The following is a 12,593-nucleotide window of genomic DNA, read 5'->3' as shown; positions in this document are numbered from 1 at the left end:
TCTCGGAACGCCGCATCGACCTGCGCCCGTTCGCCCATTTACCGTTATCATGGCGCCTTTGAACCAGCCAACGAGGCCGCTAGATGTCCGCAGCAAAAATCATCAACGGGTACACCGTCGCCAAGGCTAAAGATGGCCAGTGGCATATCACTGCCACCAACGGCGAAGACGTGTCCGGCCCGTTGCCCACAGAGGCGATGGCGATTGAAGTCGCCGCGGTGCTCGATTACACGCCCGCAGCTCCGAAACGTCGCGGCAAGGAACAGGACTGATCGGTAACGACGAAGGCCGGCCCTGCCATTGCGCAGGGCTTTTTTTTGGCTGCGCGAAAAGAAGTGGCCAATCGCTATAACCTTTTCCTGCCGGCGCTGTCATAGCGTCTAGCCCCTCCTCCTCGAAGACGACATTGCCATGACCAACCGTTCCCTCATCAGTTTCCTGCCGCTGATTGCACTCGCCGCCCTGACCGGCTGCGCCACTTCACAGACCACTTACCTGAACAATGGCGAACAAGGGTTGAGCATCGATTGCTCCGGCGAGGCCAATTCCTGGGCCACCTGCTATGAAAAGGCTGACGCGTCCTGCGCCGGCACCGGTTATCGCATCGTCGGAACTGACGGCACACCGGCGCCCAAGGAAGACGACAAGACGCTGGGCGTCGACGTCGGCAACTACAAAACCCGCAGCGTGGTAGTGGTCTGCAAATAGCCTTACATGTGAATTTCGGCGAATTTGATCCCCAGCCCGCGCACGACCTCGATCAGGTCGTCGAGCCGGTTGAATGATTCGACTTCGTCGTTATCGTCGACCAGGAAGTAACTGCGCCCGGCGCTTTTCTTGAAAAACACGATCCACTCCCCCGGATTTGCCGGGTTCTGGATCACATGGGTAGCCGCAATAAGCCCTTCCTTGTGTCGCTCCCGCACCTGCTCTCTCTTCATTCACCGCTCCGGAAATGACAATGCCGCCACAGCAACGCTGTGACGGCATCAATGCTGACTGCTGACAGTCTATCAGCCGGAAATACAGGCCGTGGCGGCTTTGCGTACATCCCATGGACGCAGCGGCACGTTGGACATCCGCTCGTGCAGCTTGATGCTGCTGCCACCGGAGCGATCCTCGATGTCAAACACCGCCGCCGGCCCCGATCCCAGCTTGCCCGGCACAATGACCCGAACCTCGTCCTTGTTCCGCTCTACCTGCAGGGCACCGCGGCTGCTGGACAGCTTTTCGGCCAGGCATTCAGCATATTCATGGGGCTTCTTGCCGGAAATGACGTTCATGGTCGGCAGTGTTTCATTGATTTCCGAAACACTTGCGCAACCACCCATTGCCAATGCCAACGGCAGAATCACCACACCCCACTTCATACAAAACCTCCAATAAAGACCCTCCGACAGCATGAATGCCGTTTTTCTCCGAGGCTCACTGCATTTAACCCACATCGAATCGTGAATTCTGTTTTTAATTGTCAAAGCGCTGCCCGACGGCCGGATAATAACCTGTCCGGGCTGATAAACTGCGCCAATCGACAATGCTATCGTTTTGATTTTGTAGAAAAAGCCCTTCTGGAGGCGCCCATGAAATTCATTCACCAGCGCGAGCACCTCAACGAAGACGACATCGTCGTCATTCAATGCTCGCAAACCTGCAACATCCGCTTGATGAACGACGCCAACTTCCGCAGCTTCAAGAATGGCGGCCGCCACACCTATCACGGCGGTGCTTTCGACACGTTCCCGGCCCGTATCACTGCGCCAAGCACCGGTTTCTGGAACATCACCATCGACACCGTCAGCCGCCGGGCAATCAGCGTGACCCGCAAGCCGACCCTGACGCATTCGATCAAGATCATCCGCCGCTCCAGCTCCAAACTCAGCTGAGCGGTTCCGCCAACGCAGACAGGTAAGCATCAACGTGGCCCAAACGACCAAATACGTAATCAAGTACAAACTCAACGGTGAACGCCGCTTCGAGTTCGCCCAACTGGAAAACGGCACGCCGGAAGAAGCCAAGGCAGCACTGAATGCCCTGCACGGCCAGAGCGACGATGTGATCAGCGACATCAGCGTCAGCAAAGCCCTGTAAGCCCCGGATGACAATTTGACCGCAAGCGGCGGAGTGTTCCGGCCGGGTGGACGGCCCAGACTGATACCTGAATGCAAGCCAAGGAATCAGCATGTCATCCTCACCCGCCTCACCCGCCTCCCCGCTCGTTGCGCTCGACTGGATCGCCCTGGAGCGGCAACTGGATCAGGACGGTTGCGCCCTCATCCGCACGCTGCTGCGTCCGGAGACCTGCGATCGATTGAGTGCGCTTTACCCACAAAGCGAACCGTTCCGGTCCCAGGTGATCATGGCCCACCACGGTTTCGGACGCGGGGAATACAAATACCTGCGCTATCCGCTTCCATCCGTGGTGGAACGCCTGCGCAGCGCGCTTTACCCGCGACTCGTGCCTCTGGCCAACCGCTGGCAGGAGCGAATGGGGCTGCTGGAGCGTTTTCCAGCGCAACACAGCGAATTTCTCGATCGCTGCCACACCGCCGGTCAACTGCGACCTACCCCGCTCTTGCTGCAATACGGCCCGCAGGACTACAACTGTCTGCATCAGGATCTGTACGGCGAACATGTGTTTCCGCTGCAAGTGGCGATTCTTCTGTCAGAACCTGGCGAAGATTTCACCGGCGGTGAATTTGTCCTGACGGAACAACGTCCGAGAATGCAATCACGCCCTCTGGTGATGGACCTGAGAAAAGGCGACGCGCTGATCTTTGCCGTCAACCAGCGCCCGGTCAAAGGCGTGCGCGGCGACTATCGGGTGACCATACGCCACGGTGTCAGCCGACTGCACAGCGGAAAACGGCATACTCTGGGCATCATCTTCCACGACGCGACCTGACGATCATGCAAACCACCTTCGATCTGTTCGCCGACACAGAATCCGAGCAGCCCCGGCGCGCCGAACAGATCGGCGAGCAATCCTGGGTGTTGCGCGGCTTTGCATTGCCGCGAATCGAGCAGTTGTTGCCGGCCCTGGAATCGATCATAGCCTGCGCTCCGTTGCGCCACATGATGACGCCCGGGGGCTTCAGCATGTCGGTGGCCACCAGCAGTTGCGGTGCACTGGGCTGGATCACCGATCGCAGCGGTTACCGCTATTCATCCGAAGATCCAGTGAGCCATCGACCCTGGCCGGCAATGCCCGAGGTGTTTCGTGAATTGGCACAGGCGGCGGCGAAAGGCGCCGGATTTTCCGAATTCATGCCGGATTCCTGCCTGATCAATCGTTATGTCCCAGGCGCGAAGATGTCGTTGCATCAGGACAAAGACGAAAATGCCTACGAAGCGCCGATCGTTTCGCTGTCATTGGGCTTGCCCGCGACGTTCCTGTTCGGCGGTTTCACGCGTGGCGACAGGAGCCAGAAAATCCCGCTACTGCACGGCGACATGGTGATCTGGGGCGGCGTCGACCGGCTGCGCTTTCACGGCATCCTGCCAATCAAGCCTGGCCGACACCCGCGCCTGGGAGAACAACGCTTCAACCTCACGTTTCGCGTCGCCGGATAATCCTGCAAAGTTTGACCGCAAGGCTCGGAGTGTTCCGGCCGGTGGCACTGGTTAACCTGAAATTCAACAGGTCAACGGACTCTCCATCATGAAAACGCTTACCACCTCGCTGAACACTGAAGACGATCCACGCTGGGCCGCAGTCGTGGCACGCGACGCTCGGGCGGACGGCCAGTTCGTCTATGCCGTGAAAACCACCGGCATCTATTGCCGCCCCAGCAGCCTGGCGCGCTTGCCGAAACCGCAGAACGTCGAGTTTTTCGACACCGCCGAGGATGCCGAGGCAGCGGGCTATCGTCCCAGCAAACGGGCGAGCAAGGATCAGACCGAAGTCGCCGCGCAACATGCTGCGACCGTCGCGGCAGCCTGTCGCCAGATCGAAGCGTCGGACAGCCTGCCGGCGCTCAACGATCTCGCCGAGACTGCCGGCCTGAGCGCCTTTCATTTTCATCGCGTGTTCAAAGCAGCAACGGGCCTGACGCCCAAAGGCTATGCCGCCGCGCATCGCTCGCGTCGGGTTCGTCAGCGTCTGGCGGACGGCGGCTCGGTGACCGACGCGTTGTATGACGCCGGTTTCAATTCCAACAGCCGTTTCTACGAGGCGGCCGATCAGGTGCTGGGCATGAAACCCGGCGACTTCCGGGCTGCCGGCCAGAACAACGACATCCGCTTCGCCGTCGGCCAATGCTCGCTCGGGGCTATTCTGGTGGCACAGAGTGAGCGCGGGATTTGCGCGATTCTGCTGGGGGACGATCCGCACCAATTGGTGTGCGACCTGCAGGACCAGTTTCGCCGGGCCAACCTGATCGGTGCCGATGCCGAGTTCGAACAACTGATCGCTCGCGTCGTCGGCTTCATCGAAGCGCCTGCCATCGGCCTCGACTTACCGCTGGATGTGCGCGGCACCGCGTTTCAGGAACGGGTGTGGCAGGCGCTGCGGGAAATACCGGTCGGCAGCACCGCCAGCTACGCGGACATCGCCCTGCGGATCGGCTCGCCAAAAGCCGTGCGCGCTGTGGCCCAGGCTTGCGGCGCCAACAGCCTGGCGGTAGCGATCCCCTGTCATCGCGTTGTGCGCAGTGACGGCAATCTGTCGGGCTACCGCTGGGGCGTGGAGCGCAAGCGCGAATTGCTCGAGCGTGAAGGCAAACCCCGACAGTAATCAGCGATTCACATCAACGACAACTCGCCCCCGGAGTTGCCCCGCCAGCAACTTCGGTGCCGCGTCGATAGCTTCGCCGAGGCCGATTTCATGACTGATCAGTGGCAACAGGGCAAAATCCAGGTCCTTCGCCAGACGATCCCAAGCCTCGATGCGGCGGGCCGTGGGCTGGGTCACGCTGTTGATCCCGGCCAGTGTCACGCCACGCAGAATGAACGGCGCCACCGACGCCGGGAAATCCATGCCCTGAGCCAGACCGCACGCGGCCACGGTGCCTTCGGCCCGAGTGCTGGCGCAGGCATTGGCGAGCGTGTGGCTGCCGACCGAATCGATGACGCCCGCCCAGCGCTCCTTGGCCAGCGGCTTGCCGGGTTCGGACAGGGTGGCGCGATCAATGATTTCGCTGGCACCCAGTTGTTTCAGGTATTCGTGTTCCGACACCCGACCGGTCGAAGCGACTACGCGATAGCCCAGCTTGCTCAGCAACGCGATGGCAAAACTGCCGACGCCGCCGTTGGCGCCAGTCACCAGCACTTCGCCCTGTTGCGGGGTCACGCCGTTGCGTTCCAGCGCCATGACGCACAGCATCGCCGTATAGCCCGCCGTGCCGATGGCCATGGCTTGCGCAGCGGTGAATGCCTTGGGCAGCGGAATCAGCCAGTCACCGTTCAGTCGCGCCTTCTGCGCGAGTCCGCCCCAGTGGCTTTCGCCGACGCCCCAGCCGTTGAGCAGCACCGCGTCGCCGACCTTGTAGTTCGGGTGCGAGCTGACTTCGACGGTGCCCGCCAGATCGATCCCCGGCACCATCGGAAACTTGCGCACCACCGGGCTGCTGCCGGTGATCGCCAGGCCGTCCTTGAAGTTCAGCGTGCTGTACGCGACGCGAACCGTCACATCGCCGTCCGGCAGCTGCTCATCACTGATCTCTTGCAGGTTGGCGCGATAACCGCTGTTGTCTTTATCGATCACAATGCCTTTAAACATGACTGCCTCTTACCGGTGAAATTCAGGATGTCGAGGCATTGGAATAGCACATTGCAACATTTTGCCCCACTCGACCTTTAGCCAATCGCGCCCCAACGCCGAGCCAAAGTCGGCTGTTCAAGCTACAAATCTGTGCTGGTCATGGGGTTGGCTTTGCGTTAAAAAACCGGCTGCTACCGTCCCTGCCCTGTTTTGTCGTCGGAGAAGCTATTCCATGAGCCAATGGCCTGATACCCGCATTCTTGACCTGTTCGGCATCGAACTGCCGATCATCCAGGGCCCCATGGCCGGAGCCACTAATTCATCCATGGTTATCGCAACTTGCAACGCCGGTGGCCTCGGTTCGATGCCGGCCGCGATGCTGACCATCGAGCAACTGCGCGAAGAACTGAAAACCATTCGCCAGGGCACGAACAAGCCGTTCAATGTCAACTTCTTCTGCCATCAGCCTCCGGCCGCCGATGAGCAAAAGGCCCGCGACTGGAAAAACCTGCTGGAACCCTACTATCGCGAACTGGGTGTCGATTTCGATGCGCCGACGCCGGTGTCCAACCGCGCGCCCTTCGATGCAGCCGCCTGCGAGGTGCTGGAAGAGTTTCGCCCTGAAGTGGTGAGCTTCCACTTCGGCCTGCCGGAAAAGTCCTTGCTGGATCGGGTCAAGGCCACTGGTGCGAAAATCATCTCGTCGGCAACCACCGTCGACGAAGCGATCTGGCTGGAGCAGAACGGTTGCGACGCGATCATCGCCATGGGCTACGAGGCCGGCGGCCATCGCGGGATGTTCCTCAGCGCTGACCTGAGCAGTCAGGTCGGTACATTTGCCCTGGTCCCGCAAGTGGTCGACGCGGTGAGTGTGCCGGTGATCGCAGCCGGTGCAATTGCCGATGCGCGCGGCGTCGCAGCAGCGTTCATGCTCGGTGCTTCGGCAGTTCAAGTCGGCACGGCGTATCTGTTTACTCCGGAAGCGAAAGTCAGCGCGTCGCACCACAAAGCTTTGCGCACCGCCAAGGAAAGCGAGACGGCGGTGACCAATCTGTTTACCGGGCGCCCGGCGCGGGGGATTCTCAATCGGGTGATGCGCGAGCTGGGCCCGATGTCCGACAAGGCCCCTGCCTTTCCGCTGGCCGGCGGTGCCTTGATGCCGTTGCGCGCAAAGGGTGAAGCCGAATTCAGCAACCTCTGGGCCGGCCAGGCGTTCACGCTCGGCAAAGACCTCGGCAGCGCTGAATTGACCCGACAACTGGCTGAAGGCGCACTGGCAAAACTGACGCGATGATGAACCCGATCGGGTGAGGAAACGTGGAGCCCTCACCCGATTTCAAAGCAGTGCTTTCCGTTTGGCGGCATTTCGCTATATATTTCGATATATAGCGCTTCACCTTTTCGCATCGGCGCAGTCTCTCTTCGATAACGACTGCCCACTGCACTTGCCACCCACGGAGCCGTTACATGATCAATCGTGCCTCACGTTTTGCCCCTGCCCTGCTCGCGGTATTCGCCATCGGCGCGGCGCAGGCCGACGAAGTGCAAGTTGCCGTCGCGGCCAACTTTACCGCACCGATCCAGGCGATTGCCGCCGATTTCGAAAAAGACACCGGGCACAAACTGGTCGCAGCCTATGGCGCTACTGGCCAGTTCTACACCCAGATCAAGAACGGCGCGCCGTTCGAGGTATTCCTCTCGGCCGACGACACCACACCTGAAAAACTCGAGAAAGAAGGCGAAACCGTCAAAGGTTCGCGCTTCACCTACGCCATCGGCACCCTGGCGCTGTGGTCGGCCAAGGAAGGTTACGTCGACGCCAAAGGCGATGTCCTGAAGAAAAACCAATACCAGCACCTGTCCATCGCCAACCCGAAAGCCGCGCCTTACGGTCTGGCCGCCACCCAGGTGCTGGAAAAGCTGAAACTGACCGACGCCACCAAAGCCAAGATCGTCGAAGGCCAGAACATCACCCAGGCCTACCAGTTCGTGTCCACCGGCAACGCCGAGCTGGGCTTCGTCGCCCTGTCGCAGATCTACAAGGATGGCAAGGTCAGCAGCGGTTCGGCGTGGATCGTTCCGGCGAGCATGCACGACCCGATCAAGCAAGACGCGGTGATCCTCAACAAAGGCAAGGACAACGCCGCTGCCAAGGCGCTGGTTGATTACCTCAAAGGCGCGAAAGCCGCTGCGGTCATCAAGTCCTACGGTTATCAACTGTAAATGGCGCTGACGAGTGCCGATTTCGCGGCGATCTGGCTGACCCTGAAACTGGCGTCCCTGACCACCGCGATCCTGCTGGTCGTCGGTACGCCGATTGCCCTGTGGTTGTCGCGCAGCCGTTCCTGGTTGCGCGGTCCCATCGGCGCGATTGTCGCGCTGCCGCTGGTGCTGCCACCGACGGTCATTGGCTTCTATCTGTTGCTGGCGCTCGGCCCCAATGGCTTCATTGGCCATTTCACCCAGTGGCTGGGGCTTGGCACCTTGACCTTCAGCTTCATCGGCCTTGTGATCGGCTCTGTGCTCTATTCCATGCCGTTCGTGGTGCAGCCGTTGCAAAACGCCTTCTCCGCAATCGGTACTCGTCCTCTGGAAGTGGCGGCGACCTTGCGCGCCAATCCCTGGGACACTTTTTTCAGCGTGATTCTGCCCCTGGCTCGCCCCGGCTTCATCACTGCGGCAATCCTCGGCTTCGCCCACACCGTCGGTGAATTCGGTGTGGTGTTGATGATCGGCGGGAATATTCCCGACAAGACCCGGGTGGTTTCCGTACAGATCTACGACCACGTCGAAGCCATGGAGTACGCGCAGGCGCACTGGCTGGCCGGGGCGATGCTGGTGTTTTCGTTTCTGGTATTGCTGGCGCTGTATTCCAGCCGCAAAACCCGCACGGGCTGGAGCTGATCGATGATTGATGCACGCCTGAAACTGGCCTGGTCGGGCTTCAGCCTCGATGTTGACCTGCAGCTGCCCGGTCGCGGTGTGACCGCGCTGTTCGGGCAGTCCGGCTCGGGCAAGACCACGTGCCTGCGCTGCATTGCCGGGCTCGAACGCGCGCCGCAGGCCGTTATCCGCATCAATGACGAGGTCTGGCAGGACAGCGAAAAAGGCATTTTCGTGCCGCCGCACAAACGCGCGCTCGGCTATGTGTTTCAGGAAGCCAGCCTGTTTCCGCACCTGTCGGTGCTGGCTAATCTGCAATTTGGCCTCAAGCGCATTGCCAAAGCACAGCGTCGGGTCGACATGACCCAAGCCACCGAACTGCTGGGTATCGGCCATTTGCTGGATCGTCACCCTCAGCATCTGTCCGGCGGCGAGCGTCAGCGTGTCGGCATCGCCAGGGCACTGCTGACCAGCCCTAAGTTGCTGCTGATGGATGAGCCTTTGGCGGCCCTCGACAGTCAGCGTAAAAGCGAAATCCTGCCCTACCTGCAACGCCTGCACGACGAACTGGAAATCCCGGTGCTGTATGTAAGCCACGCGCAGGACGAAGTGGCCAGGCTCGCCGACCACCTGGTGCTGCTCAGCGACGGCAAAGCGCTGGCCAGCGGTCCGATTGGCGAAACCCTGGCACGGCTCGACCTGCCCCTGGCCATGGACAACGACGCCGGGGTGATCATCGAAGGCCAGGTCAGCGACTACGATGCCGACTATCAATTGCTCACCCTGCAATTGCCGGACTCGCCTCTGAGCATTCGCGTGACCCACGCGCCGATGACGACGGGCCAGAGATTGCGCTGCAAGGTGCACGCGCGCGACATCAGCCTGACCCTGCAAAACAGCGAGTTCAGCAGCATCCTCAATCGACTGCCGGTTACAGTCGTCAGCGAGCAGCCGGCCGATAACGCCGCCCACGTGCTCATTCGTCTCGATGCAGGGGGCACACCGCTGCTGGCGCGCATCACACGCTACTCGCGGGACCAACTCGGCGTGCATCCGGGCCAGTCATTGTGGGCCCAGATCAAGGCCGTCGCGGTGCTGGCGTAAACCCGCGGGCACGACCGTCATGGCGTGCGGTCAATGGCTTTAACAGCCTGATTTGCCGCGAAGGAAGTCCGCCATGCCCGATACTGCGCTCACCGAGGTATTGCCTTCGGATCTGCATTACGTCGATGACACCCAGCCCGGTATTACCCGAAAAAAACTGCGCGGGAAATTCGCCTATTTCAATCCCGAGGGCCAGCGCATCACCGATCCCGACGAGATCAAACGCATCAATTCACTGGCCGTTCCACCGGCCTATGTCGACGTGTGGATCTGCGCCGACCCGCGCGGCCATCTGCAAGCCACCGGCCGCGATGCCCGTGGGCGCAAGCAATATCGCTATCACGCGCGCTGGCGCGAGGTGCGCGACGCGGACAAGTATTCGCGACTGCGTGAATTCGGTCTGGCGCTGCCCAAACTACGCAAACAGCTGGAAGCGCTGCTGGCATCGCCGGGCTTCAGCCGAGACAAAGTCATGGCGACCGTCATCACGCTGCTCGACGCCACCCTGATCCGCGTCGGCAACACGCAATACGCGCGGGACAATCGCTCCTATGGCCTGACCACCCTGCGCAGCCGGCATGTCGAGGTCAACGGGAGTGCGATCCTGTTCCAGTTTCGCGGCAAGAGTGGCATCGAGCATCAGATCACAGTGAAGGACCGGCGCCTGGCGCGGATCATCAAGCGCTGCCTGGAATTACCGGGGCAGAACCTGTTTCAGTATCTGGATGAAAACGGCGAGCGACACACCGTCAGCTCTTCCGACGTCAACAGCTACCTGCAGACCCTGACCGGGGCGGATTTCACCGCCAAGGATTACCGGACCTGGGCCGGCAGCGCATTGGCGTTGGCAGTCCTGCGGGAGCTGCAATGGGAATCCGAGGCCGAAGCCAAGCGGCATGTGGTCGAGATGGTGAAGGGCGTCGCCCGCCAACTGGGCAACACGCCGGCGGTCTGTCGCAAGTGCTACATCCACCCGGCGGTGGTCGAGCACTTCATGCTCGGGGCCCTGGCCGAGTTGCCGAAACCACGCGTCCGCAAGGGGCTGCGCAAGGAAGAGGTCGCGCTAGCCCTGTTTCTCGAACGCATGGTAGAGAAGGCAACAGCGCCTTGAAGGCTTCGCCCATCTCGAATAGGCTACGCCCTCCTACCTCCTCAGGACGACCGCAGAAGTGAACAACTAAGCCTTCAAAAATGTAATCGCGACACGCCGCCCAAGGCGCGTGTCAGTGTTCACAACATTTTTTGGAGGTGCCGATGACTCACGTCTCGCGTACGCCTGCTCTCGTCTCCCTGAATCAACTGGGTTTCCAGTTCGCCAATGGCGAGACGATTTTCACTGCACTGAATCTGAAATTCGATCACACCCCGACCGCCATTGTCGGACGCAACGGCGTTGGCAAAAGTGTACTGGCGCGCCTGATCGCCGGATTTTGGCAACCTACAAGCGGCAGCGTGACGCGCGCCGTGGCGACGACCTACGTGGCACAAACCTTTGTCGCGACAGCCGGCGAGACGGTCGCCGAGTCCACCGGCAGCGCCGCGATTCTTCAAGCGCTGGAGCGAATGAACCGGGGCTGCGGATCAGTCGAGGATTTCGACCTCATTGGCGAACAATGGGATCTGGCGGACCGCCTGCGCCGCTTGCTTGATGACGCCGGCCTGGCCGAAGTGGCCTTCACCGATCACACCGGGAACCTCAGTGGCGGCCAGCAAGCGCGCATCGCCCTGATTGGCGCGTTTTTGAGTCAGGCTCCGTTGCTGATCCTCGATGAGCCGACCAACCATCTGGATGCATCGGGACGGCAATGGCTGATGAACTCGCTGGAACGCTGGCACACCGGCTTGATCGTTGCCAGCCATGATCGGCAACTGCTCGACCGGATGCAGCGCATCGTCGAGCTGAGCGCGTCGGGGGCTATCGAATTCGGTGGCAATTACTCGGCGTTTCGTGAGCATCAGCGAATTCATCATGCAGCGGCGCAAGCACGTCTCGACCACGCCAGAAGCGAACGCCAGCGCGAGCGGATTCGATTACGGCGCGAGCACGACACGATACAACGCCACGCCGCCAACTCCCGTCGCAACGCCGAAACCGCCAACATTGCCAGTTTCGAATACGTGGCGATCAAGGGCGCCGCCCGGGAAATCATGGGGCATGTCCGGCAGGGCCATCAGGCCCGCAAGTCCGAACTGGATGCCCAGGTGCGCGAGGCTTATGCCAAGGTACAGCCCGAGGACAGCGTGCTGATCAACTTGCCCGGGAGCGCCGTGCCCAACAACCGTCAGATCTGCACGCTGATCGACGCTCGGCTGCCCTGGCTGTCAAACGGCGCACTGAGCCTTACGATCCACGGCCCGATGCGCATCGCTGTCAGCGGTCCCAACGGCTGTGGCAAATCAACCCTGTTGAAAGCGCTCGCCGGGGAACTGACACCCGTCGATGGAACCGCCACGACTCACGTGCCCTTCGCCTTCCTGGATCAGCAACTGGCGCAACTGGACGATCAGCGTTCCATCACCGAACAACTGATGATGCAAGGGGCTGCGCTGACCGAGGGCACCCTGCGCAGCTATCTCGCCCACTTGCAGCTGGATGCGAGCCGCGCTACGGGCCTCTGTGCTTCTTTGAGCGGTGGCGAACGCTTGAAAGCGGCATTGGCAATGGCCTTGTGGCGATCGGATCCTGCGCAGCTATTGTTGCTGGATGAGCCGACCAATCATCTGGATCTGCCTTCCGTGGAAGCATTCGAGCGGGCATTGCAGACATTTCCGGGCGCAATTGTCGCCGTTTCCCACGATCAGGATTTCCTTGAGGCGTTGAATCCGACCCACCACCTGCGCTGGCAGCAGTCAGGCTGGCAACTGCACCCGACGAACTGACTTGTCTATTTTTTGCACGATTGTTCAG

16 protein-coding genes are annotated in these 12,593 nt (G+C 60.8%); 13 read left to right on the top strand and 3 right to left on the bottom strand.

The genetic code is table 11. The features are described 5' to 3' along the window. Positions 1-83 precede the first annotated feature (83 nt). Both AC07Y2_RS00385 and AC07Y2_RS00380 read left to right on the top strand, forming a co-directional pair. Positions 84-272 carry a hypothetical protein gene (locus AC07Y2_RS00385; protein ID WP_039768737.1) on the top strand — a complete coding sequence of 63 codons (189 nt, stop codon included), beginning with the start codon at positions 84-86 and terminating at the stop codon, positions 270-272. A gap of 139 nt (positions 273-411) precedes the next feature. After that, complete coding sequence (locus tag AC07Y2_RS00380) at positions 412-708, top strand: hypothetical protein (protein WP_039768738.1); 297 nt, start codon at positions 412-414, stop codon at positions 706-708. Positions 709-710: 2 nt separating this feature from the next. Here the strand turns inward: AC07Y2_RS00380 and AC07Y2_RS00375 are convergent, their stop codons facing one another. Both AC07Y2_RS00375 and AC07Y2_RS00370 read right to left on the bottom strand, forming a co-directional pair. Beyond that, positions 711-941 carry a hypothetical protein gene (locus AC07Y2_RS00375; RefSeq protein WP_011334337.1) on the bottom strand — a complete coding sequence of 77 codons (231 nt, stop codon included), beginning with the start codon at positions 939-941 and terminating at the stop codon, positions 711-713. A gap of 72 nt (positions 942-1,013) precedes the next feature. After that, positions 1,014-1,370 (bottom strand): hypothetical protein, encoded by a 357-nt coding sequence (locus AC07Y2_RS00370; RefSeq protein ID WP_039768742.1) that lies wholly within the window; start codon positions 1,368-1,370, stop codon positions 1,014-1,016. Positions 1,371-1,580: 210 nt separating this feature from the next. On the opposite strand from AC07Y2_RS00370, the gene AC07Y2_RS00365 reads away from it, so the two are divergent. From AC07Y2_RS00365 to ada, 5 genes are all read left to right on the top strand, one after another. Further along, positions 1,581-1,883, top strand: a complete 303-nt coding sequence (locus AC07Y2_RS00365; RefSeq protein ID WP_039768744.1) for a DUF1883 domain-containing protein — start codon at positions 1,581-1,583, stop codon at positions 1,881-1,883. A gap of 34 nt (positions 1,884-1,917) precedes the next feature. Continuing rightward, the gene (locus AC07Y2_RS00360) at positions 1,918-2,088 is read left to right on the top strand and encodes a hypothetical protein (RefSeq protein WP_092163880.1); all 171 of its coding nucleotides are present in this window, start codon (positions 1,918-1,920) and stop codon (positions 2,086-2,088) included. A gap of 91 nt (positions 2,089-2,179) precedes the next feature. Then, a complete protein-coding gene (locus AC07Y2_RS00355; protein ID WP_103385184.1) occupies positions 2,180-2,902 on the top strand; it encodes a 2OG-Fe(II) oxygenase in 723 nt (240 codons plus the stop codon). A gap of 5 nt (positions 2,903-2,907) precedes the next feature. Then, entirely contained in the window at positions 2,908-3,570 is a 663-nt protein-coding gene (gene alkB, locus AC07Y2_RS00350) for a DNA oxidative demethylase AlkB (RefSeq protein WP_103385183.1), read from the top strand. A gap of 88 nt (positions 3,571-3,658) precedes the next feature. Beyond that, the gene (ada, locus tag AC07Y2_RS00345; RefSeq protein WP_039768749.1) at positions 3,659-4,732 is read left to right on the top strand and encodes a bifunctional DNA-binding transcriptional regulator/O6-methylguanine-DNA methyltransferase Ada; all 1,074 of its coding nucleotides are present in this window, start codon (positions 3,659-3,661) and stop codon (positions 4,730-4,732) included. Here the strand turns inward: ada and acuI are convergent, their stop codons facing one another. Next, the gene (gene acuI, locus AC07Y2_RS00340; RefSeq protein WP_103385182.1) at positions 4,733-5,716 is read right to left on the bottom strand and encodes an acrylyl-CoA reductase (NADPH); all 984 of its coding nucleotides are present in this window, start codon (positions 5,714-5,716) and stop codon (positions 4,733-4,735) included. It abuts the gene before it with no gap. Between the two features lie 214 nt (positions 5,717-5,930). Between acuI and AC07Y2_RS00335 the strand changes: the two genes are divergently transcribed. From AC07Y2_RS00335 to AC07Y2_RS00310, 6 genes are all read left to right on the top strand, one after another. Further along, positions 5,931-6,992, top strand: coding sequence for an NAD(P)H-dependent flavin oxidoreductase (locus AC07Y2_RS00335; protein WP_103385181.1), 1,062 nt, complete (start codon positions 5,931-5,933; stop codon positions 6,990-6,992). Positions 6,993-7,165: 173 nt separating this feature from the next. Then, a complete protein-coding gene (modA, locus tag AC07Y2_RS00330) occupies positions 7,166-7,921 on the top strand; it encodes a molybdate ABC transporter substrate-binding protein (RefSeq protein WP_039768755.1) in 756 nt (251 codons plus the stop codon). After that, a complete protein-coding gene (gene modB / locus AC07Y2_RS00325) occupies positions 7,922-8,602 on the top strand; it encodes a molybdate ABC transporter permease subunit (protein ID WP_074690464.1) in 681 nt (226 codons plus the stop codon). 3 nt (positions 8,603-8,605) lie between these two features. After that, positions 8,606-9,685, top strand: a complete 1,080-nt coding sequence (gene modC, locus AC07Y2_RS00320; RefSeq protein WP_103385180.1) for a molybdenum ABC transporter ATP-binding protein — start codon at positions 8,606-8,608, stop codon at positions 9,683-9,685. A gap of 73 nt (positions 9,686-9,758) precedes the next feature. After that, positions 9,759-10,796 carry a DNA topoisomerase IB gene (locus tag AC07Y2_RS00315; RefSeq protein ID WP_039768762.1) on the top strand — a complete coding sequence of 346 codons (1,038 nt, stop codon included), beginning with the start codon at positions 9,759-9,761 and terminating at the stop codon, positions 10,794-10,796. Positions 10,797-10,939: 143 nt separating this feature from the next. Continuing rightward, positions 10,940-12,565 (top strand): ABC-F family ATP-binding cassette domain-containing protein, encoded by a 1,626-nt coding sequence (locus AC07Y2_RS00310; RefSeq protein ID WP_103385179.1) that lies wholly within the window; start codon positions 10,940-10,942, stop codon positions 12,563-12,565. Positions 12,566-12,593: the final 28 nt, after the last annotated feature.

This window comes from Pseudomonas sp. GW456-12-1-14-TSB6 (assembly GCF_059424205.1).
The sequence above is the reverse complement of the archived record's forward strand: the minus strand, read 5'-3'. Positions and strand labels throughout refer to the sequence as shown.

Coding starts and splice junctions, on each gene's coding strand:
- AC07Y2_RS00385 (WP_039768737.1), top strand. CDS start 84: ATGTCCGCAGCAAAAATCATCAACGGGTACACCGTCGCCAAGGCTAAA.
- AC07Y2_RS00380 (WP_039768738.1), top strand. CDS start 412: ATGACCAACCGTTCCCTCATCAGTTTCCTGCCGCTGATTGCACTCGCC.
- AC07Y2_RS00375 (WP_011334337.1), bottom strand. CDS start 941: ATGAAGAGAGAGCAGGTGCGGGAGCGACACAAGGAAGGGCTTATTGCG.
- AC07Y2_RS00370 (WP_039768742.1), bottom strand. CDS start 1,370: ATGAAGTGGGGTGTGGTGATTCTGCCGTTGGCATTGGCAATGGGTGGT.
- AC07Y2_RS00365 (WP_039768744.1), top strand. CDS start 1,581: ATGAAATTCATTCACCAGCGCGAGCACCTCAACGAAGACGACATCGTC.
- AC07Y2_RS00355 (WP_103385184.1), top strand. CDS start 2,180: ATGTCATCCTCACCCGCCTCACCCGCCTCCCCGCTCGTTGCGCTCGAC.
- alkB (WP_103385183.1), top strand. CDS start 2,908: ATGCAAACCACCTTCGATCTGTTCGCCGACACAGAATCCGAGCAGCCC.
- ada (WP_039768749.1), top strand. CDS start 3,659: ATGAAAACGCTTACCACCTCGCTGAACACTGAAGACGATCCACGCTGG.
- acuI (WP_103385182.1), bottom strand. CDS start 5,716: ATGTTTAAAGGCATTGTGATCGATAAAGACAACAGCGGTTATCGCGCC.
- AC07Y2_RS00335 (WP_103385181.1), top strand. CDS start 5,931: ATGAGCCAATGGCCTGATACCCGCATTCTTGACCTGTTCGGCATCGAA.
- modA (WP_039768755.1), top strand. CDS start 7,166: ATGATCAATCGTGCCTCACGTTTTGCCCCTGCCCTGCTCGCGGTATTC.
- modB (WP_074690464.1), top strand. CDS start 7,922: ATGGCGCTGACGAGTGCCGATTTCGCGGCGATCTGGCTGACCCTGAAA.
- modC (WP_103385180.1), top strand. CDS start 8,606: ATGATTGATGCACGCCTGAAACTGGCCTGGTCGGGCTTCAGCCTCGAT.
- AC07Y2_RS00315 (WP_039768762.1), top strand. CDS start 9,759: ATGCCCGATACTGCGCTCACCGAGGTATTGCCTTCGGATCTGCATTAC.
- AC07Y2_RS00310 (WP_103385179.1), top strand. CDS start 10,940: ATGACTCACGTCTCGCGTACGCCTGCTCTCGTCTCCCTGAATCAACTG.